Raw genomic sequence first — 22,719 nt, forward strand, 5'->3', positions numbered from 1 at the left:
GGCGGGAGGCGGGAACGGACTGCGTCCTATGGAAAACTGGAAAACTAGAGACGTCAGTTAGTCAGTTATAAGAGCGTCCCTTTCATCAGAGTCATCCCCGAGAGCGAGGCACGAGCGAGTTGGGGATCTCTAAAAGCGAGTCGAATACACTATGAGACTCCCTACTCCTTCCATCGTCAGTCTATGGAATGACAGTTTACCTCTCGAAAGACGCTGCCACCCTAGGTTCTTAACGCGTAGCACTCTAGCAGGGCGAAGCCCCTTCCCGTTTTCCCGAAACAAAGTGTTCCATAAGGCGAAGTCCGTTGCCAACTCCATAGGGCGCAGCCCGTTCCCATCTTTCCCTTTTCTGTTACACTTAGCTTATCCAAACCTACCTATTTGAATTAACAGGATTCCTTATGAAAATCGGCGTCATCGGTGCAATGGAGCAAGAAGTCTCTATTCTTAAGCAAGCTATTGAAAACTGCCAAGAAGTATCAAAAGCGGGCTGTACTTTCTACGCTGGCCAGCTTAATGGTGTAGAAGTTGTATTACTTCAATCAGGTATTGGTAAAGTTGCTGCAGCAATAGGTACAACTATCCTGCTTGACGAATATCAGCCTGATGTCGTGATTAACACTGGTTCAGCAGGTGGCTTTGACTCTAGCCTGAATCTTGGTGATGTCGTCATTTCAACTGAAGTTCGCCACCACGATGCAGACGTTACCGCATTTGGCTACGAAATGGGCCAAATGGCACAGCAACCCGCCGCTTTTATGGCCGATGAAAAGCTAATGGATGTGGCGGAAAAAGCCCTTGCACAAATGGAAGACAAACACGCAGTACGTGGTTTGATCTGTACTGGTGATGCTTTTGTTGCAAGCGCAGAGCGTCAAGCTTTTATTCGCAAGCACTTCCCTTCAGTCATCGCTGTAGAAATGGAAGCGTCAGCAATCGCTCAAACCTGTCACCAGTTTAAAATCCCATTTGTTGTGGTACGCGCAATTTCTGACGTCGCAGACAAAGAAGCGGGTATGAGCTTTGATGAATTCCTACCATTAGCCGCAAAGAGTTCTTCAGAAATGGTGGTTAAAATGGTTGAACTGCTGAAATAAGAATAAGCGGAATCATGGAAGATAGTTTCAATCAATTCTACTCGAATGGCGCGCTCCTAGTCTTATGGGGCGCGTTACTAATTCACCTAATTCTCCCTTTTCCACGCGAAGCCCACCCAGCTATTCTGTGGCATAAATTTGCTGAGCAGTTGGCTGACAAAGTTAACGTCAACAGCAACTACTCACAGAGTATTATCTCTGGCACTCTTGCTTGGCTGTTGATGCTGTTCCCCATGTTTGCGGTATTAATTGCACTAAAGCCTTTAGTTTGGCAACCAGAGTTGTTTGAGTTAGCGCTATTACTGCTCGCTATCGACTGGCGTAATACTGATAAGTTCACGGCTCAGTTTGTTGCCGCGATAGCACGTGAAGACAAAGAGCAGGCAAAAATGCTCATCAAACCGATCATAAACCGCTCTACGGCACCATTGTCATTGTTAGGTTTAGGTAAAGCGGGAGCCGAAACTCTGATTATGTCTTACGGTCGTAACGTCATAGGTGTGCTGTTTTGGTATGCGCTTGGTGGTGGCATTGCAGCCTTTATGTATCGTATGAGCGTAGAACTGGCAAGAGCCTGGTCACCTAGTCGGCAGCGCTTTTCACCATTTGGCATTCCCGCGATTCGCGCGGTAGCAGTACTGGACTTTATCCCGCTAAGAGTGTTTGCCATTTTTATCACTATTGGTCATCGGGCCCAAGCCACGGCTCAACTACTTAGACAGCAAACCCAGTCATGGCCTTTGCCCGGCCCTGCATGGTTATTGGTTTCTGTTGGATCAAAACTCGAACTCTCACTAGGTGGGCCCGCCATTTACGATGGCCACAAAGCCGAGCGTGCCAAATTGGGTGGTCGTATTGCGCCATCTGCCATCCATATTGCGCAGGTACAAAAAACACTGGCGTGGAGAATGTTTGCCTGGATTGTCATTCAAAGCCTAGTTATGGGCTTTATCTACCAAGGAATCTAAATGCGTCTCGCTCTGTTACTTGCTACAGCCATTATTTCTTCTATTGCTGGAGCCTCCCCTGCTGAGCGCGTGATCAGCTTGGCTCCGCACGCCACTGAGCTCGCCTTCGCTGCGGGCCTTGGTGATAAACTCATTGCAGTCAGTGAGCGTAGTGATTATCCAGAACAAGCTCAGAAGATAGAAAAAGTCGCTAACTATCAGGGAATAAAAATAGAGCGCATCATCGCTCTTCAACCAGATCTGATCATAGCTTGGCCTTCAGGCAATCCAAATGGAGAACTAGACAAGCTAAAACAATTTGGCCTCAATATTTACTACTCTCAAACCCATTCACTTGAAGATATTGCCGCTAACATAGAGCAGCTAAGCGAATATGCTGAAAATCCGAATATCGGAAAAAACAACGCGCAAGACTTTAGGAATCAGTTAATAGAACTTAAAAGCCGCTACGACACGGAGTCTAAAGTTCGTTACTTCTATCAATTGAGTGAGCAGCCTATTATCACTTTGGCGCAAGGAAAGTGGCCAAGCGAAGTCTTTTCATTCTGTGGTGGTGAAAATATTTTTGAGAGCAGTGCTGCGCCTTACCCTCAAGTGGGCAAAGAACAAGTCATCTTGCAAAACCCAGACGTAATGTTTACTTCAGAGCACGCCATCGCCAATGGCAATATTTGGGCGCAGTGGAGTGAGCAACTTTCAGCCGTAAAGAACAACTATATTTGGTCCTTAAACTCAGACTGGATTAATCGCCCAACGCCGAGAACGCTCAAGGCCATAGAGCAAGTTTGTGAGCATTTCGAAACAGTTAGGCGAAAACGCTAACGGTTAAACGATGAGATCTCGTACAATCCCACTTCGTTTTCTGTTCCCACTTTTTAGTAAGAGATTTTAGTATCATGGATTCCATGCTGCTTTATGTAGTCGACCTGTTCGGCACTGCGGTTTTCGCCATTTCAGGTGTTTTATTGGCGGGTCGATTAAAAATGGACCCATTTGGCGTTACTGTCCTCGGCAGTGTGACTGCGATAGGTGGTGGCACAATACGTGATATGGCATTGGGTGCAACACCTGTATTTTGGATCACCGATACCAACTATCTGTGGACCATCCTTATCACTTGCTTACTGACCATGCTTATCGTCAGAAGGCCAAAGCGACTAGCTTGGTGGATTTTACCGGTCTGTGACGCTATTGGACTTGCGGTATTTGTTGGCATTGGTGTTGAGAAGACAATGGCTTACCAAGACTCTGCTCTGGTCGCAATCATTATGGGAGTGATTACCGGATGTGGCGGCGGCATTATCCGTGATGTATTGGCCCGCGAGGTTCCAATGGTTTTAAGAAGCGAAGTGTACGCCACAGCTTGTATTATTGGCGGCGCATTCCACACAACTGCGCTCGCGATGGGTCATAGTAGTGACAGCGCATTTCTCGCAGGTGTGGCCTCGACTCTGCTCATTAGACTCGGCGCCATTCGCTGGCACTTGTCACTGCCGACGTTTGCGCTGAATCGTTAGCGAGAATATTTCAAAGATATGCTTTGCTTGTCGTTCCTTAGAACGAAGAATGAGTGAGTAAGGAATCTCCAAATCGAATTCATCTCGCTTTAAGAGCTCCCCAACTCGTTCGTTCCTCACTCTTGAGGATGACAGTAGTAACCACATTCAGAAATGACAATTACGTAACTATCAAAAAAAGGTCGCCTAAGCGACCTTTCTAATCTTCCATTCTTTTGAATTACTTCTGCACTCGGCGCAGTACTTCTTTCAGTAAATCAAAGTCGTTAGCTAGCTCTTCCGATAGAAGCTCCATTGCTGCGTGTTTCGCTAGCGGGCCCGGAAGATCGATGTCAGAACCAAGAATGTCATCCACCACTTCCTTGAACTTAGCTGGGTGAGCGGTACATAGGAATAGACCGGTTTCACCCTCTTGAAGTTGTTCGTTTAACACACGATAAGCGATGGCACCGTGTGGCTCACATAGGTAACCTTGTTCGTGTAGCTCTTTAACTGATGCAGCACTTTCTACATCCGTAACAGCGCCTTTACCGAGTGTCTCTAAGCCCCACTCTTTTATGCGGCACAGTTCTTCGATACGTGGCCAGTTGTTTGGTTGGCTTACATCCATCGCATTCGATGTTGTTGCTACCGTTGGTTTTGGCTCCCACTTCCCTGTTTCTAGATAACGTGGCACTGTATCGTTAGCGTTCGTTGCCGCGATAAAGCGTTTAATAGGTAGGCCAAGTGATTTGGCAAGTAGACCCGCCGTTAGGTTACCGAAGTTGCCACTTGGTACAGAAATCACAAGATTTTCACGCTGCTCTTTGCTTAGCTGAGAAGCGGCTTCGAAGTAGTAACAGACCTGCGCCATTAGACGTGAAATATTGATAGAGTTAGCTGAATTCAAGCCTATCTCTTTGCGCAGCTCAGCGTCATCGAACGCTTGCTTAACCAAAGCCTGACAAGCGTCAAAGTCGCCATCAATAGCCACGGTGTGAATGTTCTTACCTAAAGTACAGAACAGTTTCTCTTGTAGTGGACTGATCTTCCCTTTCGGGTAAAGGATCACAACGTTAATGTCTTCCATACCATAGAAAGCATGAGCAACTGCTGCACCAGTATCTCCAGATGTTGCGGTCAGGATAGTGATTTTGCCACCATCAGAAACTGCTGCCAAAGACTGAGCCATAAAGCGGCCACCAAAGTCTTTAAACGCAAGCGTTGGGCCGTGGAACAGCTCAAGCGCATATACACCATCTTTTACTTGCTTGATTGGTGCAGGGAATTGAAACGCTGCATCGACTAGAGAGTTTACTTTATCTTCTGCAAGCTCATCGCCAATTAACGCGGATAGAATCTTAGTACTACGTGACACAAAGTCTTCTGCTAGCAGTGCATCGATATCATCGAACTTTGGCAATTCTTGCGGAAAGAAAAGGCCTTGGTTACGGCCCAACCCTTGGCGAACGGCTTGGCCAAAGGATACTTGTTCATCATTTTCTTTTATGTTGTACAGCTTCATAGCTCACTTCCTGTTACGTTCGAACCTTGTTTGTTGAGGCGACAAACATGGACGAATCCTTCTTCATTTTGTACGTAATTCTGTTCAAGCCAGCGAGCAACTCGCTCAGCGACATCTTTATCTTTACAAATACTAAATAGTGTTGGACCACTACCAGAAATACCAGTAGCTAATGCGCCTGCTGTTGCCGCATATTTACGTGCATCAGCAAAGCCTGGCAGCAGTTTCTCACGATACGGTTCAGCGATCACGTCTTTGATCATCTTCGCTGCCAGTTCAGGTTGATTTGAATGACACGCGTGGATAAAGCCTGCAAGATGACGACCATGAGCTATGATGTCTTGACGGCGATATTGAGAAGGTAAGATCTCACGCGCTTCAGCGGTCGAAACTTTAATACCCGGATACGCCATTACCCAGTACCAATCATCAAAACATGGCACTTCCTGACTAATGATACCTAGCTCTTCCAGCATGAGTTGCACGCCACCTAAATAGCAAGGTGCAACATTGTCATAGTGAATACCACCAGAGATTTGACCTTCCATTTCGCCCATTAGCGCTAACAGTTCAGTCTCATTCAACGGCTCTCCATGAAAACGGTTTAACGCATCAAGCGCCGCCACAATAGAACATGCGCTAGAGCCTAAACCAGAGCCAATTGGCATATTCTTTTCTAGGGTCATTTCAAGCGGCAAAAGCGATTCACCTTTCTTGTCTAACTCTCGAGCGAATACTCTCCAGCAGTCATAAACAATATTCTCTTTAGGATCGGCAGGTAGCTTAGAGACAAAGTTGCCTGCTGTTTTTAAGCTATATGGTTCACTACCAGACTTCACTAACACTCGATCACCAAGTAGAGTGCCATCAATTGGGGACACCGCTGCCCCCAACACATCAAAACCAACGCTTACGTTACCAATTGATGCTGGAGCATAAACTGCTACATCCATACCACGGCTCATTCTCTAAACTCCTAACTTCCAACCTAACGTTCGCATCACGTCTGAGAAAACACCTGCTGCTGTTACTTCAGTACCCGCGCCATAACCACGCAGAACCAGCGGAATCGGTTGGTAGTAACGGCTGTAGAATGCTAGTGCGTTCTCACCATCTTTAATCTTGTACATAGGATCGTTCTCGTCTACGGCCGCAATGCTTACTCGACATTGGCCATCTACGATCTCACCAACATAACGTAGCACTTTCCCTTCTTCTGCCGCTTTTGCAGACTGCTCTTTAAAGTAAGCATCAGCTTCAGGTAGACGAGCCATAAATTCTTCAATGCTGCCTGAATCATCAAAGCCTGGTGGTAGCGCTTGATCAACGATCACATCTTCAAGCTCAAGGTTCATTCCTGCTTCACGAGCAAGGATAAGTAGCTTACGCGCAACGTCCATACCTGACAGATCATCTCGAGGATCTGGCTCGGTAAAGCCGTTATCTTTCGCGATATTGGTTGCTTGGCTTAGCGTCATGCCTTCATCAAGCTTTCCGAAAATATAAGATAATGAGCCAGACAAGATACCAGTAAAGCGCTCTAGCTCATCACCCGCAGAGATAAGGTTCTGCAAGTTCTCAATTACGGGCAGACCAGCACCTACAGTTGTTTCGTACATTAACTTGCGACGTGAGCTACGCGCTACATCACGCAATTGGTGGTAGTACGCCATGCTAGAAGTATTTGCTTTCTTGTTAGGGGTAACTACGTGGAAACCCGCAGCCAAGAAATCAGCATATTGATTAGCAATCACCTCACTTGAAGTACAATCAACCAGCACAGGGTTAATGATATGGTTACGCTGAACAAGCGAGATTAGACGAGCCAAAGTAAACTCTTCAGAAGCATCTTTCATACGGTCACGCCAATGCTCTAACGGTAGACCTTCGCTATCAAGCAGCAAGCCTTTACTGTTGGCTAATCCACAGACACGTAAAACAATACCTTTTTCGGCCAACTTAGCTTGTTGACGCTGAATCTGATCAACCAGCTCACCACCAACACCACCGACACCAACAACAAACACATCAAGGAAGTGCTTCGAGTTAAATAGATTCTCATGACACGCTTTGATTGCTTCAGAGATCTTGTCTTCCGGGATCACGGCAGAGATCGCACGCTCTGATGAACCTTGTGCGATAGCGACTATGTTGACATTTACTTCAGCCAACGATGAGAAGAACTGCGAGGCAACACCGCGTGATGTGCGCATTCCGTCGCCAACTAACGTCACGATAGCGACATCACTGATAAACTCGACTGGCTCTAGTAGTCCATCTTTTAGCTCAAGCTCAAAGGTATCACTCAGTGCCTGTGCAGCAATCTCTTTGTCTTGTGCTTCGATACAGAAACTGATGCTGTACTCCGACGATGATTGAGTAATAAGTACAATCGAAACACCAGCAGAAGACATAGCACCAAATACTCGACTCGCCATGCCGACCATTCCCTTCATACCCGGACCAGAAACGTTGACCATAGTCAGATCGCTAAGCGTCGTAATACCTTTAATTGCTAAGTTATCTTCACCAGTATCTTGACCAATTAACGTCCCTGCACCCTGCGGATTAAAGCTGTTCTTAATCAAACACGGGATATGGAATTGAGCGATTGGAGCGATTGTTTTAGGGTGAAGAACAGAAGCACCAAAGTAAGATAGCTCCATAGCTTCTTGGTAGCTTAGAGATTTAAGTAGGCGCGCATCGTCAACTAAGCGTGGGTCACAGTTATAAACGCCATCAACATCAGTCCAGATTTCACAGCAATCCGCACGCAGACAAGCAGCAAGTACCGCAGCAGAGTAGTCAGAGCCGTTACGACCTAGTGTCACCAACTCGCCTTCTTCGTTGCCTGCGGTAAAGCCAGGCATGATATTAACGTGTCCTTGAGGAAGAGGATTTTGGCGGAAGTTTTGCGTCGAGACCTCAACATCAACCATAGCTTCTAGGTGATCACCACGAGCAAATAGATACTGAACTGGGTCAATTAAGCTGGCTGCTTGACCTTTCGCTTCGAGTACCGCCTTCATTAGCTGAATAGAAACTCTTTCGCCTTTGCTGATAATACGTGCATTAACATGGTCTGGGCACATACCCAAAAGGTTGATACCGTGAACAAACTGACGCAGTTGAGTCAGTGACGTTTTAACTTGATTGTCATAACCACTACCATCAATGTTTGGTAGCACCTGCTTAATATCTTGGTACAAGTCGCGAAAAGAGTCTTCTAGCTCAGCAATCTGTAGCTCAGCCTCTCCATTTTTCAATGCGCCTTCAATCACAGACACTAATTTATTCGTGGTTTTACCTGGAGCCGAAAGCACCACCGCCACTTCTTCTTGCTGGGCATTATTAGCAATGATATCTGCTGCTCTTAAAAAACGATCAGCATCTGCTAATGATGAACCTCCAAACTTTAAAACTCGCATCCCTTCCTCCAAATAGGTCATAAATTGGCATAAAAAAAGGCCTGTATCTGGTGGGATACAGGCCTTTTTTTTAATTTCTTTCGCTTAGCAGCCTGCCCCAACAATAGCGATGTCGGTAATAATAATGGTTGTGGTCATTACTAGGCTGCGGTTCTGCATATTCTTAATTATCTATACGATGTGTGTTTGCTTACCCATACGTTTACCTTATTTTTCCTGTTCACGTCAACGAAAAGTTACTATTTTTTGTTCGCGCTCCGCATCACTCACATTCACAACATCTCATCATGTTGCCTAACAATTGCCACAACAAATGAAACTATTAGCACATATCATAATAACTAATTGCTATATAAAAGTTGCAACTAGTTCGTTCATTTTATGCTTTAATTAGTCTTGCAGTGGAAAGCAGATAATAGCAAAGGAGTGGCATATGAAAATAACACTAAGCCTATCAGCGCTACTTTGCGCGTGTCCGTTATTTGCAACCGAACTCCCCACGCTGCCTTCACATCAATCTGTCTCACCACACAAGATCTTTTTATCGACTGAAAATGATCAATACGATTTTGATTCTTGGAAGATCGATGGTGGCTACTCATACAACCTATTCGACAAGGTTGATCTTTACGTCGGTGCCCGACTCAACAATAGCGCGAAGATCAATGAAACTGGTTTCTTAAGTGGTGTAAGCTATCAGCTAACGCCTAGAGTTTCGGTGCAGAGTACCGTGCATTCTTACAATGATGAAAGTTTGACAGAAGGGAAGGAGTCAAGCTTAGCAGCAGAAGTATCGAGCCGAATGAAACTCACAGAAAATCTCGATGTGCATGCCACTCTCGACTATCAAGAGTGGCAGAAGGGAGTTGAAATTGGATTAGGCTTTAGATTTTAGCTCCAATCTAGTAACTCGGTAGACATCAAAACCCCGTTCCAATCCGCATAAATATAATCACCCGGTTGAATCATTTGGTTATGAATGGTCAATGTGACATTGACTTCCCCTGCTCCACGTTTTTCGGTCTTAAATGGGCAAGTACCCAAGGCTTTGATCCCTAGCTCCATTTCCGCCATCATTCCCACATCTCGAACCGCACCATTGACAATTACGCCTTCCCAATTGTTATCGATCGCTAAGATCGCCAATTGATCACCCATCAGCGCTTTTTGGCACGAACCATGCCCATCGACCACGAGTACTTTTCCCGTACCATCTTGGCTAAGTATTTCTCTAACTTTAGAATTATCATGGTAACAACGCACGGTAACAATCTCACCATAGAAGGCAAATTTCTGACCAAAGCTATGCAGTGGTAATTCTAGCAACGTGACCTTGTCTTCATGCTTATCACAAATATCTGGGGTTATATCTTTCATTTTTCCTCCATGAACTTCCAAATTTAAAATCGAATCCTATCGACATCGACTGCGCCAGTTGCCCAGCGAAACCTTGCTCTGTTCTTCTAAACAGGAGAGGAGAAATAGCGTCTCTCCTTCGACATAATAAATCGCATTTTGCCCATACTTGCGGCCCAACTCTAGTGCCCTACTCGGGCTAATTTGAACGGCAAAGCTTTGTTCCATCCAAGAAAAATCCACGTTGCCCACCTGGACACCACACCAGCAAGTATGGCTCATTTCTCGAGCTAAGCGCTGGTTATTTATGTCATTATCTATTTTTGACAGCCAAACGCTTCCTGGGTTCCAAGCAGTAATAATAGCAAACTGGCTGCATACTACCTGTTGTTCAAAACGAAAATAGGGATCGCAATAAGCTTGCCAAAGCTGGGCATCAATTGTCATAACATCTGAGTTTATACATTTAATGGATACTATTAATATTTGTTACATTCTAACTCTTGATATAAATCAACAAAGTGATTGGAATTAACATTTCTACGTTGTTAGCATGCTGTTAACATTATAGAATCCGCGTCAAAGACTAATAGAATGCAGAGGATAAAGGACCTCTTAAGCATAGAAAAAGCAACACCAAGGATGGCGGGCAATCAAAGAGAGTGTATTTTTACAGTCTTTGGTTTATTATCAACATCACATTACCTGTATGTTATGTTTTTGCCTAGAATTTATTCTATTAGCACAAATTTTTCACAAGTTTAGGTACCGCCAATGCAAACCCCGCACATTCTTATTGTTGAAGATGAGCAAGTAACTCGTAACACTCTAAAGAGTATTTTTGAAGCAGAGGGATACGCTGTTTTTGAGGCCAGTGACGGTGAAGAGATGCACCAGGTGCTGTCTGATAACCAAGTTAACTTGGTCATTATGGACATCAACCTACCAGGCAAGAATGGTCTACTGCTAGCCCGCGAACTGCGCGAGCAAGCTAACGTTGCGCTGATGTTTTTAACAGGCCGTGACAATGAAGTTGATAAGATTCTTGGTCTAGAAATCGGTGCTGACGATTACATCACTAAACCGTTCAACCCACGCGAGCTAACTATCCGTGCGCGCAACCTACTGAACCGTTCGATGAATTCGAGCGCAGTAAGCGAAGAGAAGCGCAGCGTAGAAAAATACGAGTTCAACGGTTGGGTTCTTGATATCAACAGTCGTTCACTAGTTAGCCCAAGCGGTGATGGCTACAAGCTACCTCGTTCTGAGTTTCGTGCCCTACTTCACTTCTGTGAAAACCCTGGCAAGATCCAGACGCGTGCAGACCTACTGAAGAAAATGACAGGTCGCGAGCTTAAGCCACACGATCGTACTGTTGACGTAACAATTCGCCGTATTCGTAAGCACTTTGAATCAGTTTCTGGCACACCAGAAATCATCGCAACGATTCACGGTGAAGGCTACCGCTTCTGTGGCGATCTAGAAGAATAAGTGACCTAGAAGAGTAAGTACACTTCAATGAAAAATGGAGCCAATTGGCTCCATTTTTGTTTGTGACACTTAAGCTGCTGTAAGCAAATAAACATACTCACCACTTTGGCGAGTATGTTTTACAATCAGTGAGAGCGTTAACCTCGACCACCTTTGATAGCATCGATAATTTCTGTGGTTGAACAACCATCTTCAAAGTTAAGAACTTTAACTTCACCTCCGTTAGCGATCACTTCTTTACCACCAGCAATCTCTTCTGGTTTGTAGTCTCCACCTTTTACTAGTAAATCAGGCAGAACTTCAGAAATTAGCCGTTGTGGCGTGTCTTCAGCGAAAGGAACCACCCAATCAACCGCACCAAGAGCTGCCAATACCGCCATACGTCGATCGGTCGGATTCACCGGACGGCCAGGGCCTTTTAGGCGCTTCACTGATTCGTCTGTATTTACAGCAACAATCAAGCGATCACCAAGCTCGGCTGCATGGTTAAGGTAAGAAACATGACCAGCATGAAGAATATCGAAACAACCATTGGTCATTACGACCTTTTCACCTTTTGATTGAGCTTTCTTAACCGCTTCGATTAGTGCTTGCTCAGCAATCATACCAAAATCGGTATCTTGGCTACCATGCACAGCTTCAGCTAGCTCAATGGTTGAAACGGTCGATGTTCCAAGTTTACCGACAACCACACCTGCCGCTGCGTTTGCTAGTGCACATGCTTCATCTAGTGGTTTACCCGCTGCAACAGAAGCCGCTAATACAGAAATCACCGTATCACCCGCCCCCGTAACGTCGTACACTTCTTTCGCTTGGGTAGGTAAGTGGAAAGGCTCTTGTCCACGGCGTAGTAGCGTCATACCATGCTCGCTACGCGTCACTAACAGTGCTTCAAAGTCATACTTTTCAAGTAGTGCTAGACCTTTCTCAACTAACTCTTGGTCAGTTTTTACTTTGCCGACAACAAGCTCAAATTCTGCCATGTTTGGGGTTAATAGCGTTGCACCACGGTAACGCTCGAAATCAGCACCTTTAGGATCGATAAATACAGGCACTTTGGCTTCACGCGCTTTCTGTATAAACTGCTGTACGTGCTCTAACGCGCCTTTTGCGTAGTCTGACAATACAACGGACTTCACTTTAGGTAGCGCTTGTTCCATGCGATCCAGAATCAGTTCTGCATCGACATTTTCAAATTTGTCTTCAAAGTCTAAACGAATCAGTTGCTGACCACGGCTCAATACTCGTAGCTTAGTAATCGTTGGGTAGTTTGGTAGCCCAACAAAATCACATTTCACTTTCAGCGCCGAAAGTGTCTCGTTGAGGACTTTGGCAGGCTCGTCGATCCCTGTTAAACCCACAATATGAGCGTGACCGCCAAGAGAGGCAATATTCATTGCTACGTTAGCAGCACCGCCAGGACGCTCTTCATTGTTTTCTACTTTTACTACAGGTACTGGCGCTTCTGGTGAAATGCGACCTGTTGGGCCATACCAATAGCGATCTAACATCACGTCGCCGATGATAAGCACTCCAGAATCACTGTAGTTAGGTAGGATTGGCTTCATTGTGGTTCTCCAAATTCTAATTCGGGCAAGAGTTTACCATAAAGGTTCGACGTTATTCTAACCACTCATGCCATAGTTTCGTTACGAGCCCTCGCTCATTGACCAGTTTTGCATCTGCCACATCGGCATCTTGGTTAAGTAGGTTACGGTGGTGGATCTGATCTCGCATTGTCGTGTAAGCATGGGTCAGCGCCAGAGCGGCTCCTTCATCCATAATACCTTGCGCCATCATGCTTTCAAATATACGTACATTGTCACTCCAGCGTGTAAGCTTAGGCTCTTGATGACTGTAGCGTAAGACAAGGTACTGAGCTAAAAATTCCACGTCAGTAATTCCACCAGGGTCTTGTTTGAGCATAAAGCGCCCTGCTTTCTTACCACCCAAGTGGTCACGCATTTTGACTCGCATCTCTGACACCTCTTTTGCTAACTTAGACTCATCTCGTTCTAGGCATAGAATGTCGTGGCGTGTTTGTGAAAATGCCTGTTGCAAAGGAGCATCGCCATAGATCATACGGGCGCGTACTAAAGCCTGATGCTCCCATGTCCACGCTTCTTGGCGCTGATACTCATCAAATGCGTCAGTCGGGCTAACCAACAAACCTGAAGCACCAGACGGGCGTAAGCGAGTATCCACTTCATACAAAATCCCTGAAGCCGTTCGAGTAGAAAAAATATGAATAACTCGCTGCGCCAAGCGCAAATAGAACTGACGACCGTCGATCTCTTTCTTACCATCTGTATACACATGCACTGGGCAATCATGCATAAAGACGATATCTAAATCCGAGTTATAGCCTAATTCCCAACCGCCGACTTTTCCGTAACCAACCACAGCAAAGCCTTTTCCTTCGCGATCTTTCAGATGGGTCGGCTCACCATATTTTTCTGTCATCTGCAGCCAAGCTTGACTCACCACTGACTCTACGATGGCTTCAGCAAGATAGGTTAAGTGGTCACTTACTTTCATCACTGGTAACACACCAGCAATGTCTGCCGCTGCAATTCTCAAAATACAGATCTGCTTGAATTGGCGCAGTGCTTCCATTTGCTGCTCCATATCGTCTTCTGGGATACGAGCAAGAAAGTCGCGTAATTCAGTGCGGTAGCTATCAAGTGGAATCGGATTGTATAGCTGCTGTGGGTCGATCAGTTCATCAAGCAGAATCGGATAGCGACCTAACTGCTCTGAGATCATTGGGCTAGCAGTACATAAACGAACTAACTGCACCAGAGCGGCTTGATGTTCATCTAGCAACTCTAGATAGGTGGTGCGGGTAACTATTTTGTGCAACAAGTGTAAAACACGCGGTAACCCGAACTTGGCATCTTGGTGGCTGTATATGGCAGAGAAGATCTTCGGCATCAACTTGTTAAGCACTTCGCGCCCGCGTGGGCCGAGGGTTTTCTTGGCTAAATCTTGCTTAAACTGAATAATTGTCTGCGCCATTTGGGGCGGGTCATCGGCTTGAATATCGTGCTCTAGGATGTGCTCAATCACATCCTGCTTAGCCGCCATATCCCACAGTTCAGTAAAGTGCTGAGCAATATCCTTCTGCTCTTCTTCTTCAGCACCAATTAATGTCACAAATACCGCATGAACATTGGCCATATACTGCTGAACCTCTGCTTGTAGCTCCTCCCACTGGCTGTATCCCATCGCAACCGCTAGCTGCAACTGTTCCGTATCGGTTTCGGGTAAGGTTTGCGTTTGCTTATCTGCCATCGCCTGAAGTAAGTTTTCCAATCGACGTAAGAACTTATAAGCACTACGTAAGTGCTCTGTTTCTTCAGCGTTAAGCTGCTCTAGCTCTTCGATTGCATCGAGAGTGTGCAACAAACCTCGTTGGCGTAAACTTGGCTCGCGTCCGCCTCGAATAAGCTGAAACACTTGAGCGATAAATTCAATTTCACGTATACCACCAGCGCCAAGCTTAATATTGTTACTCAAACCTCGGCGACGAACTTCACTACTGATCATTGACTTCATTCGGCGTAAAGATTGAATCGCACTAAAGTCAATGTAGCGACGGAACACAAACGGACGCAGCATCTGGCGAAGCTCTTGATATTCTGGGTACATTTCACGTCCCATGACACGCGCTTTAATCATCGCGTAGCGCTCCCAGTCACGCCCCTGCTCTTGGTAGTAATCTTCAAGCGCAGCGTAACTCATAACGAGTGGCCCGCTATCACCAAACGGGCGTAGGCGCATATCAACGCGATAACAAAAACCATCAAAGGTTTGCTGATCGAGCGCTTTGATAATTCGCTGGCCGAGTCGAGTAAAGAACTGAGCATTGGCAATACTACGGCGCGTCCCTTGCGTTTCACCATTCTCAGGATAGGTAAAGATCAAATCGATGTCCGAGGAGAAGTTGAGCTCACCACCACCCAGCTTACCCATACCAATAATCAACATTGGCTGCGCTTCACCTTGAGCATTGGTCGGCGTTCCCCATAGTTCACAACAAGCTTTGTACTGCCATTGGTAAGTTTCAAAAATCATTGCTTCTGCCAGCTGGGACAAGTGTTCTAGACTATGCTCTAATGTCCATGAAGCAGTAAAGTCACGCCAAGCAATGTAGACCATCTCTCGATTGCGAAACTGCCTTAACACTCGGTGCCCTTGCATTTCATCACTGCACTCCGCAAGCAAACCCGACAACCGCTCTCGGTAGTCTTCGTAGCGAGACTCTTTGGCAAGCATACTAGGCAACGCTTGTACCAGAGTATCATCACTGCATAGTGCCTCCGTAATAAATTGGCTCAATCCCACGACGTAGCCCAACTGATCTTTCAGCGGTTGCGGCCAATTTGTCAAAGCTTCAGATTGAGAGAATGATTCAAGTGCAGAATGAGAGATTACATTAAGAGTTTCGGGTAGTTGCATGATTCTTCCTTGTAGGCAAATACCAATCGAGAGAAGGGTACCCCCTATTTATACCAATAAAAAACGCCCACTAGTAGCGAGTGAGCGTTTGTAGGGGTTAAGTTGAGAGGCTAAACCTTAAATGAGGTGATCTTCTTATCTAGTTCTTCAGCGTTTTGCTGCATGATTTCCGAAGTTTCAAGCAGCTCTGAAACTACCGTAACCGACGCTTCAACTAACTCTCGAACATTGGTCAGATTTTGATTCATCTCTTCTGCAACGCTACTTTGTTGACCTGCCGCGGTCGCAATTTGGAAATTCATGTCGTTAATTTGGTTTACCTGACCAACAATACCGTCCAATTCGCTTCCCGCATTGGTCACTAGCTCGACACCTTCAGCGGCTTCAACCACACTTTTCTCCATTAGCTCAACCGCAGAGCTTGCGCTTGATTGAAGCTGGGTGATCATCTCTTGAATTTCGACCGTCGCTTGCTGTGTACGCTGGGCAAGATTACGTACTTCGTCGGCAACTACTGCAAAGCCACGCCCAGCCTCACCCGCACGCGCCGCTTCAATCGCAGCATTTAGCGCCAGCAGGTTAGTTTGCTCCGATATACCTTGGATTGTTCCAACAACACTTCCAATAGAATCGACGCTCTCTTCTACTTGATTAACGGCTTGAGCTGATGCAGAAATATCTTGTGATAGCTCGCTAATCTTAACCACTGTATCTTGAACAAAACGCTGACCTGTTGCCGCCTGACCAGAAGCGTTTTCAGTTAACGAGGAGGCATTTTGCGCGTGATCGGCAACAGTCTGAACGGTCGAGGTCATTTCGCTCATTGCTGTGGCGAGCTGGTCAATTTCATTGAACTCTTCCTGAGCCGACTCTTTGGTTTCTGACATGCTTAACGTCATCACTTCAGTCAACCCAGAAAGCTCTTGCGAGGCATCAACTTGCAGCTTGATCATTTCTTGCAGTTGTACACGTGTTTTTTCTAGCTCGCGAGCTACATCACCGTACTCATCTTTACACGCCATTTCGATTGGTACAGAAAGATCTCTTTCGGCCATCGTTTTGATTGAATCGTTTAAATATTGGGTTTGACGTAACATCACTCGTGCGGCAAATAGCAGGAGAGTAACAAACACCGCAATCATGATTACGGTTTGCCACACAACTTGAACCAAATAGGCTTCATAGTGCTCTTGTGCGACTTGCGCATTTTGCGTCACAACAAGCAGAGAATCATAAAAGGTACTCGCATCCCATAACTGCTTGCCGATGATCAATACGGTACTGAACACCATCAACATCACCATTTTGGGAACAAGTCGAACATCCGTTATTACTCGTTCCCATGGCTTAAACGCCATTTTGGTCATTGTCCATTCTCCATTTCGTCAATTTTATCTTTGCAGCACTTTGTAATAGAGTGAGCGTATCTGAGACCCAATCCTCTGGTTTCACTGCGTTTCATTTATTTCGAGCCTCGTATGAATAGAGATAATATCAAAGACGATACTAAACCGATGAGCTTGCTATCACTAATCCTGTCTTTTATGGCGCTAATTGTGATCTCTGGCTTGTTGTTTTTTCCATTGCACCCTGACACTCGACAAGTACTTATCGGCCTCGACTTCATTATCTGTAGCATATTTCTGCTGCAACTCAGTGTTGATTTGATCCGTGCGACAAATCGTATGCAATTTTTGAAAAATCACTGGATAGACTTTGTTGCCAGTATTCCTATGATTGAACCACTTCGTTATGCACGGCTATTTTCAATTTTGCGCGTAATTTTGGTTATTCGTTCTAGTCGCAGCGTGCTCAAACAATTGCTTAAAAACAAACACGAAACCACCTTGGCGTCGATTTTGCTCCTAATGGTGATCCTGTTAACCGCAGGTTCGAGCATAATGCTATTTATTGAAGGCCATGCGCCAAATGCCAATATACGTGATGGCGGCGATGCGATGTGGTGGGCATTAGTGACTATCTCAACGGTTGGCTATGGGGATCATTATCCCGTGACGAATGCAGGACGCATATTAGCCGCAGGTTTAATCATATGTGGTGTCGGTTTATTCGGTATGATTTCTGGATTGGTCACCTCAATGATCACCACCCCCTCCAAAATACAAACCACACGTTCAGAGAATAAGGAGCGGCTACTTCTCGAATTAGTAGATAAGCAAAATGAGATTATTGAACGCTTAGATAGACTCGAACAGCAGCAAGTAAACACAAAACGGGAACCCTAAGGCTCCCGTTGATATCAATCACTTTTATCTAGTCTTGCCAGTATGGCTCAGCCTCTATACAGATAACGCGAGTTTGCTCCATCGCGTGGAGAATCGAGCTTTCTTGACGCGCCAACCAACGCTCTAGCTGTTCGCGTTCATCGCCTTCTAGCTTTTCAACCAACTGCTCTAAGGTTTTCAATTTGAGTAGGTCATCAGTACCATGCAATAAATCACTCCATGGCAGACGGAAGCTATCACGTTCATCAAAGTCAAACAGGCTCGCAAAACTCACCCCTGTATAAAGGTTACGCATCAAGCGATACTGCTGTTCAATATAATCGGCACTACTGAGACTCCTTTCGGGCGGGAAAGCTTCCATCAACTCTGCCCAGGTACGATCCAATTGCTGCACCGAAAAGTGCTCAATATTGAGCGACATTTTCTCGCGAGACTTGTCGTCTAAGAAAGGTTGCCAACCGCGGGTTAGAATCCAGCGACTAAGGTCGAGTAAAAGACCTGTGTAACGCGCGGAGTTGAGCAGCTCTAGAATCTGATCTCGACTTGGTAGCTGCTCTTGTAACAGTTTGAGCTCTCCAATAAGGAATTTACGCGCATCCAATTTACGCAACGCATGGCCTTTGTCATCAAGAAGATCTTCTAAATAGTCATAATCATGTAGCCATTCAAGATCTTGCTCGAGCCATTTCAGCTCTTGGCGTAGGATAGCGCTAGCGCGACGTGGAACGACACCGCCATAAACGGTCAGGATCTGACGAATAAAGCTGATCGAGTTTTTGATTTCATGAACCGATTCAATAGAATCACGCTCTGAAAAAATCTGCTCATGATAATGCCAATGAGAAAGCGCATGCTCTAACGAGTTGATAAAACAAGATTCAACTGTATCGTTCTTGTCAGTTTTGACTAACGGCAACGGTTTAACTTCATCACCTGCGTAATCCATTGCCAAGCGATAGCCTTTTGCCGCTTTGCTCAAGTTGCCTAAGCGCATACCACCATCTTCAGAAAAGCTTCTAGCTAAGGTGAACAGCGCATCAGTCTGGCCTGACTTCAATTCAAGCTCAACTTCACAGATAGGGTCTTGTTTACCATTGGCTTCTACATTGCCTTGATCAAAGGCCACTTCAACTTGGCTGCCATCGGCCATGCCAATCAGCCACTGCTCACGGCGAAAGTTAGTAGAAAAAAGTGGCTCTAGTTCAGCTTGTAACGTCGTAACGTCTTTACCAGTTGGCCAAATATCTTGCGGATGGAGAGTAAGCTCAGGATCGTTGCTGTCATGCTCAGCATTAAATTCAGGTCTTTGATGCAGACCTGCGACTACGCGTCCGGCTGTTTTTACAGTTTGGACATAGACGTCATCAAAGCGACGAATACGAAGACCAATATCGTGTTGGCGTAACCACTGGTCAGGCGTATCAAAGTAGGTGTTACCTAACTCTCGACAACTGTGCTGAAGTACTTTGGTTTCAGCGATTTTCTGACGCAAAGTCTCTGAAAATTCAGGAGAAACAAAAAACTTCAGTTCTATCTCGGTTTCCATAGTGTTACCTTTCAAAGCAGATAAAGACAGGATATTGCCTATTTTCTTACTCGGCAAGAAAGAAATATCGCGCTAATGATGATCTAAAACAGTTTTAATGAGTGATTTAATGGGTTAACATGCGCGCCTTTATAGCCATCGTTCAACATTTCGCCATGAAATGGTGTATGTTAGTTTTTAGGTTATATTAATTGGGTTGAATGACCATGCCAGTAAATACAATTATGGGGTTATTTGCAAAGTCCCCTATTAAACCTTTGCAGCGCCACGTTGTGTGTGTAAACGAATGTTGCTCGCATCTAGTTAACTTCTTTGAAGTCAGTTCAAAGGGTGACTGGGAAAAAGCATCTGAAATCCGCGCACAGATTTCTCATCTAGAGAAAGAAGCCGACGTACTCAAGCGCGAAATTCGTCTCAAACTTCCCCGTGGTTTGTTTATGCCCGTTGATCGTAGCGACATGCTAGAGCTACTGACTCAACAAGACAAACTCGCAAACCTTGCAAAAGACATTGCTGGCCGTGTTTATGGCCGTCAATTGACTATTCCTGCACCTCTTCAAGAAAACTTTATTGCGTACGTAAAACGTTGCTTAGACGCAGCAGAGCAAGCGCAAAAAGTTATCAATGAGCTTGATGAGTTATTGGAAACTGGATTTAAAGGCCGTGAAGTAACACTTGTGGCTGAAATGATCCACCAACTGGATGTGATTGAGGACGACACTGATGCAATGCAGATTCAACTTCGCCAAGGCCTAATGGCAATCGAAGCTGATCTGAATCCGATTGATGTGATGTTCCTTTACAAAATTCTAGAGTGGGTAGGTGGTATTGCTGATCAGGCGCAACGTGTTGGTGCGCGTCTGGAAGTAATGTTGTCTCGCTCATAAACATAAGTTAACCAAATAACGAAGAGCATCTAACTCGTTCACACCCCTGTTAGGCGATAAATACTGAAGCGCTGAAGGGGTTTTGTCGTGCTTAATTTTTGCTCCGCTTGTTATCAACAACTAGGTATTACGATGGATATCCTTGCGAACTACGGCACTGTCCTGATTATTATTGCAGCAGCTTTCGGTTTTCTGATGGCTATCGGTATTGGCGCAAACGATGTTGCTAATGCGATGGGTACATCAGTAGGCTCAAAGGCTCTAACGGTTAAACAAGCGATCATTATCGCAATGATCTTTGAATTTGCCGGTGCATATTTAGCAGGTGGTGAAGTAACCGACACTATCCGTAAAGGCGTAATTGAAACGTCCCTATTTGCTCACCAACCAGATGTATTAGTCTACGGTATGATGTCTGCGCTTCTTGCCGCTGGTACATGGTTACTGCTGGCTTCCTACATGGGCTGGCCTGTATCAACCACTCACTCAATTATCGGTGCCATCATCGGCTTTGCCTGTGTTTCTGTTGGTACAGAAGCTGTAGATTGGGCTTCAGTTCAAGGTATCGTTGGTAGCTGGATCATCACTCCGGTCATCTCTGGTTTCTTTGCCTATGTTATCTTTGTCAGTGCACAGCGCCTGATCTTTGATACTGAGAAACCGCTATTTAATGCAAAACGCTTTGTTCCTGTGTACATGTTTATCACTACGATGGTGATCGCACTAGTTACAATTAAGAAAGGTCTTAAGCACGTTGGTCTACACCTTTCAAATGGCGAAGCGTGGATGTGGGCGGCTGTCGTTTCTGCACTTGTTATGGCAGGTGGTTACTTTTATATTCAAAAGAAATTCGCTAGCCGCGAAGACGACCACGGTTTTGCAGGTGTAGAAGGTATCTTCAGCGTACTGATGGTTATCACTGCGTGTGCGATGGCATTTGCTCACGGCTCGAACGACGTAGCAAACGCTATTGGTCCTCTATCTGCTGTCGTATCAACCGTTGAACACATGGGTGAAATCACTGGTAAGAGCACAATCGCTTGGTGGATTCTGCCATTAGGTGGTTTCGGTATCGTGGTTGGTCTAGCAACACTTGGCCATAAAGTAATGGCGACTGTTGGTACAGGTATCACTGAACTGACGCCAAGCCGCGGTTTCGCTGCTCAGTTAGCAACTGCATGTACTGTTGTACTTGCTTCGGGCACAGGCCTTCCTATCTCGACGACACAAACACTGGTTGGTGCGGTCTTAGGTGTTGGTTTTGCTCGCGGTATCGCAGCTCTTAACCTAGGCGTTGTACGTAACATCGTGGCTTCGTGGATTGTTACGCTACCAGCTGGTGCACTACTTGCAGTGGTGTTCTTCTACGCGATTCAGGCAATGTTCGTTTAATCAATAAGGTCAGTGATGTGTTAATACACTGTCATTATTGACTCAAAACCGCATAAAGGGAGGCTCAGCCTCCCTTCTTTGTTGCAGTCAACCTCGAAACTACTTACTATTTGGCGTTAGCAAAGAAATAGATTATGGGTTTGCAGACCCTCTTAGACTGTTAAAGGATTTACCGTGAAAAAACTGGTTTGCTTCGTTCTAGCATCAATGCTCGCTGTTCCAGCTGCAATGGCTCAAGACCGTTACATTTCTGATAAACTATTTACCTATATGCATTCAGGCCCTAGCAATGAGTTCCGAATTATTGGCAGCGTAGATGCTGGGGATAAAGTAAAGCTTCTCTCCGTAAATCGTGATAGTGGCTACACTCAAGTTCAAGATGGAAAAGGACGCAAAGGTTGGGTAGAGAGCCGTTTCGTCACCAGACAAGAGAGCATGGCGCTGCGTCTACCTAAGCTAGAAAAAGAACTGGCTGATGTTAAAGAGAAACTAGCCAATGCGCGTTCGAACGCAGACCAAGAGAAAGCAGGTCTGATTGACTCATTAGAAACACGTAATACCCAGATTAGCGAACTAGAGCAAGGCTACAGCGATATGAGCAAACAGCTGTCAGCGTCACAGGAAGAAGCTCGTAAGCTACGTGCTAAGCTAGACACACAAAAAGATGATCTCCTGCTTAAGTACTTTATGTACGGTGGCGGTGTAGCTGGCCTAGGTCTGCTATTTGGTTTGATTCTTCCTCATATCATTCCACGTAGAAAGCGCTCCCCTTCAGGCTGGGCATAAGCACTTAGCAAAACAGTTCAATACCAAAAAAGGTCACATT

At 45.5% G+C, this 22,719-nt stretch carries 19 protein-coding genes and 1 other annotated feature; of the genes, 10 read left to right on the plus strand and 9 right to left on the minus strand.

Annotated elements, in window-relative coordinates; translation table 11 throughout:
• The first annotated feature begins 401 nt into the window (after nucleotides 1-401).
• The 4 genes from mtnN (at nucleotide 402) to ZX61_RS14530 (ending at nucleotide 3,582) form a co-directional block, all read left to right on the plus strand.
• Nucleotides 402-1,097 carry a 5'-methylthioadenosine/S-adenosylhomocysteine nucleosidase gene (gene mtnN / locus ZX61_RS14515; RefSeq protein ID WP_049845345.1) on the plus strand — a complete coding sequence of 232 codons (696 nt, stop codon included), beginning with the start codon at nucleotides 402-404 and terminating at the stop codon, nucleotides 1,095-1,097.
• Between the two features lie 14 nt (nucleotides 1,098-1,111).
• Nucleotides 1,112-2,065, plus strand: a complete 954-nt coding sequence (locus ZX61_RS14520; RefSeq protein ID WP_049845346.1) for a cobalamin biosynthesis family protein — start codon at nucleotides 1,112-1,114, stop codon at nucleotides 2,063-2,065.
• The gene (gene btuF / locus ZX61_RS14525; protein ID WP_049845347.1) at nucleotides 2,066-2,887 is read left to right on the plus strand and encodes a vitamin B12 ABC transporter substrate-binding protein BtuF; all 822 of its coding nucleotides are present in this window, start codon (nucleotides 2,066-2,068) and stop codon (nucleotides 2,885-2,887) included. It abuts the gene before it with no gap.
• A gap of 74 nt (nucleotides 2,888-2,961) precedes the next feature.
• On the plus strand, nucleotides 2,962-3,582 hold the full coding sequence (locus tag ZX61_RS14530; RefSeq protein WP_049845348.1) for a TRIC cation channel family protein: 621 nt from the start codon (nucleotides 2,962-2,964) through the stop codon (nucleotides 3,580-3,582).
• A 220-nt stretch (nucleotides 3,583-3,802) separates the two neighbouring features.
• Here the strand turns inward: ZX61_RS14530 and thrC are convergent, their stop codons facing one another.
• Genes thrC through thrA form a run of 3 tightly spaced genes read right to left on the minus strand, consistent with a single transcriptional unit; the run spans nucleotide 3,803 to nucleotide 8,514 of the window.
• Nucleotides 3,803-5,086, minus strand: coding sequence for a threonine synthase (thrC, locus tag ZX61_RS14535; RefSeq protein ID WP_049845349.1), 1,284 nt, complete (start codon nucleotides 5,084-5,086; stop codon nucleotides 3,803-3,805).
• Complete coding sequence (thrB, locus tag ZX61_RS14540; protein WP_049845402.1) at nucleotides 5,083-6,039, minus strand: homoserine kinase; 957 nt, start codon at nucleotides 6,037-6,039, stop codon at nucleotides 5,083-5,085. The genes thrC and thrB overlap by 4 nt, the downstream gene beginning before the upstream one ends.
• 15 nt (nucleotides 6,040-6,054) lie before the next feature.
• Complete coding sequence (gene thrA, locus ZX61_RS14545) at nucleotides 6,055-8,514, minus strand: bifunctional aspartate kinase/homoserine dehydrogenase I (protein WP_049845350.1); 2,460 nt, start codon at nucleotides 8,512-8,514, stop codon at nucleotides 6,055-6,057.
• A gap of 30 nt (nucleotides 8,515-8,544) precedes the next feature.
• Nucleotides 8,545-8,663 (minus strand) — a sequence feature (Thr leader region).
• 284 nt (nucleotides 8,664-8,947) lie between these two features.
• Between thrA and ZX61_RS14550 the strand changes: the two genes are divergently transcribed.
• Nucleotides 8,948-9,409, plus strand: coding sequence for a hypothetical protein (locus ZX61_RS14550; RefSeq protein WP_049845351.1), 462 nt, complete (start codon nucleotides 8,948-8,950; stop codon nucleotides 9,407-9,409).
• Here ZX61_RS14550 and ZX61_RS14555 read toward each other — a convergent pair.
• Nucleotides 9,406-9,891: a putative 4-hydroxy-4-methyl-2-oxoglutarate aldolase gene (locus tag ZX61_RS14555; protein ID WP_049845352.1), complete on the minus strand. Its 486-nt coding sequence runs from the start codon at nucleotides 9,889-9,891 to the stop codon at nucleotides 9,406-9,408. The genes ZX61_RS14550 and ZX61_RS14555 overlap by 4 nt on opposite strands.
• A gap of 36 nt (nucleotides 9,892-9,927) precedes the next feature.
• Complete coding sequence (locus ZX61_RS14560; protein WP_049845353.1) at nucleotides 9,928-10,317, minus strand: DUF3293 domain-containing protein; 390 nt, start codon at nucleotides 10,315-10,317, stop codon at nucleotides 9,928-9,930.
• Between the two features lie 327 nt (nucleotides 10,318-10,644).
• On the opposite strand from ZX61_RS14560, the gene arcA reads away from it, so the two are divergent.
• Nucleotides 10,645-11,361, plus strand: coding sequence for a two-component system response regulator ArcA (gene arcA / locus ZX61_RS14565; RefSeq protein WP_038202903.1), 717 nt, complete (start codon nucleotides 10,645-10,647; stop codon nucleotides 11,359-11,361).
• Between the two features lie 137 nt (nucleotides 11,362-11,498).
• Here arcA and hldE read toward each other — a convergent pair whose 3' ends face one another.
• From hldE to ZX61_RS14580, 3 genes are all read right to left on the minus strand, one after another.
• Entirely contained in the window at nucleotides 11,499-12,929 is a 1,431-nt protein-coding gene (gene hldE / locus ZX61_RS14570; RefSeq protein WP_049845354.1) for a bifunctional D-glycero-beta-D-manno-heptose-7-phosphate kinase/D-glycero-beta-D-manno-heptose 1-phosphate adenylyltransferase HldE, read from the minus strand.
• 52 nt (nucleotides 12,930-12,981) lie between these two features.
• Nucleotides 12,982-15,822, minus strand: a complete 2,841-nt coding sequence (gene glnE, locus ZX61_RS14575; protein WP_049845355.1) for a bifunctional [glutamate--ammonia ligase]-adenylyl-L-tyrosine phosphorylase/[glutamate--ammonia-ligase] adenylyltransferase — start codon at nucleotides 15,820-15,822, stop codon at nucleotides 12,982-12,984.
• A gap of 110 nt (nucleotides 15,823-15,932) precedes the next feature.
• Nucleotides 15,933-17,189 (minus strand): methyl-accepting chemotaxis protein, encoded by a 1,257-nt coding sequence (locus ZX61_RS14580; RefSeq protein ID WP_049845356.1) that lies wholly within the window; start codon nucleotides 17,187-17,189, stop codon nucleotides 15,933-15,935.
• A gap of 111 nt (nucleotides 17,190-17,300) precedes the next feature.
• Between ZX61_RS14580 and ZX61_RS14585 the strand changes: the two genes are divergently transcribed.
• Nucleotides 17,301-18,068, plus strand: coding sequence for a potassium channel family protein (locus ZX61_RS14585; RefSeq protein ID WP_049845357.1), 768 nt, complete (start codon nucleotides 17,301-17,303; stop codon nucleotides 18,066-18,068).
• Nucleotides 18,069-18,096: 28 nt separating this feature from the next.
• Here ZX61_RS14585 and ZX61_RS14590 read toward each other — a convergent pair whose 3' ends face one another.
• Nucleotides 18,097-19,614, minus strand: coding sequence for a CYTH and CHAD domain-containing protein (locus ZX61_RS14590; RefSeq protein ID WP_049845358.1), 1,518 nt, complete (start codon nucleotides 19,612-19,614; stop codon nucleotides 18,097-18,099).
• A 206-nt stretch (nucleotides 19,615-19,820) separates the two neighbouring features.
• Between ZX61_RS14590 and ZX61_RS14595 the strand changes: the two genes are divergently transcribed.
• From ZX61_RS14595 to ZX61_RS14605, 3 genes are all read left to right on the plus strand, one after another.
• Entirely contained in the window at nucleotides 19,821-20,501 is a 681-nt protein-coding gene (locus tag ZX61_RS14595) for a TIGR00153 family protein (RefSeq protein WP_049845403.1), read from the plus strand.
• A 132-nt stretch (nucleotides 20,502-20,633) separates the two neighbouring features.
• Nucleotides 20,634-21,893, plus strand: a complete 1,260-nt coding sequence (locus ZX61_RS14600) for an inorganic phosphate transporter (RefSeq protein WP_049845359.1) — start codon at nucleotides 20,634-20,636, stop codon at nucleotides 21,891-21,893.
• A 174-nt stretch (nucleotides 21,894-22,067) separates the two neighbouring features.
• Entirely contained in the window at nucleotides 22,068-22,679 is a 612-nt protein-coding gene (locus tag ZX61_RS14605; RefSeq protein WP_049845360.1) for a TIGR04211 family SH3 domain-containing protein, read from the plus strand.
• Nucleotides 22,680-22,719 lie beyond the last annotated feature (40 nt).

The sequence above is a fragment of the Vibrio sp. VPAP30 genome (assembly GCF_001188205.1).
Lineage (GTDB): Bacteria > Pseudomonadota > Gammaproteobacteria > Enterobacterales > Vibrionaceae > Vibrio > Vibrio bivalvicida.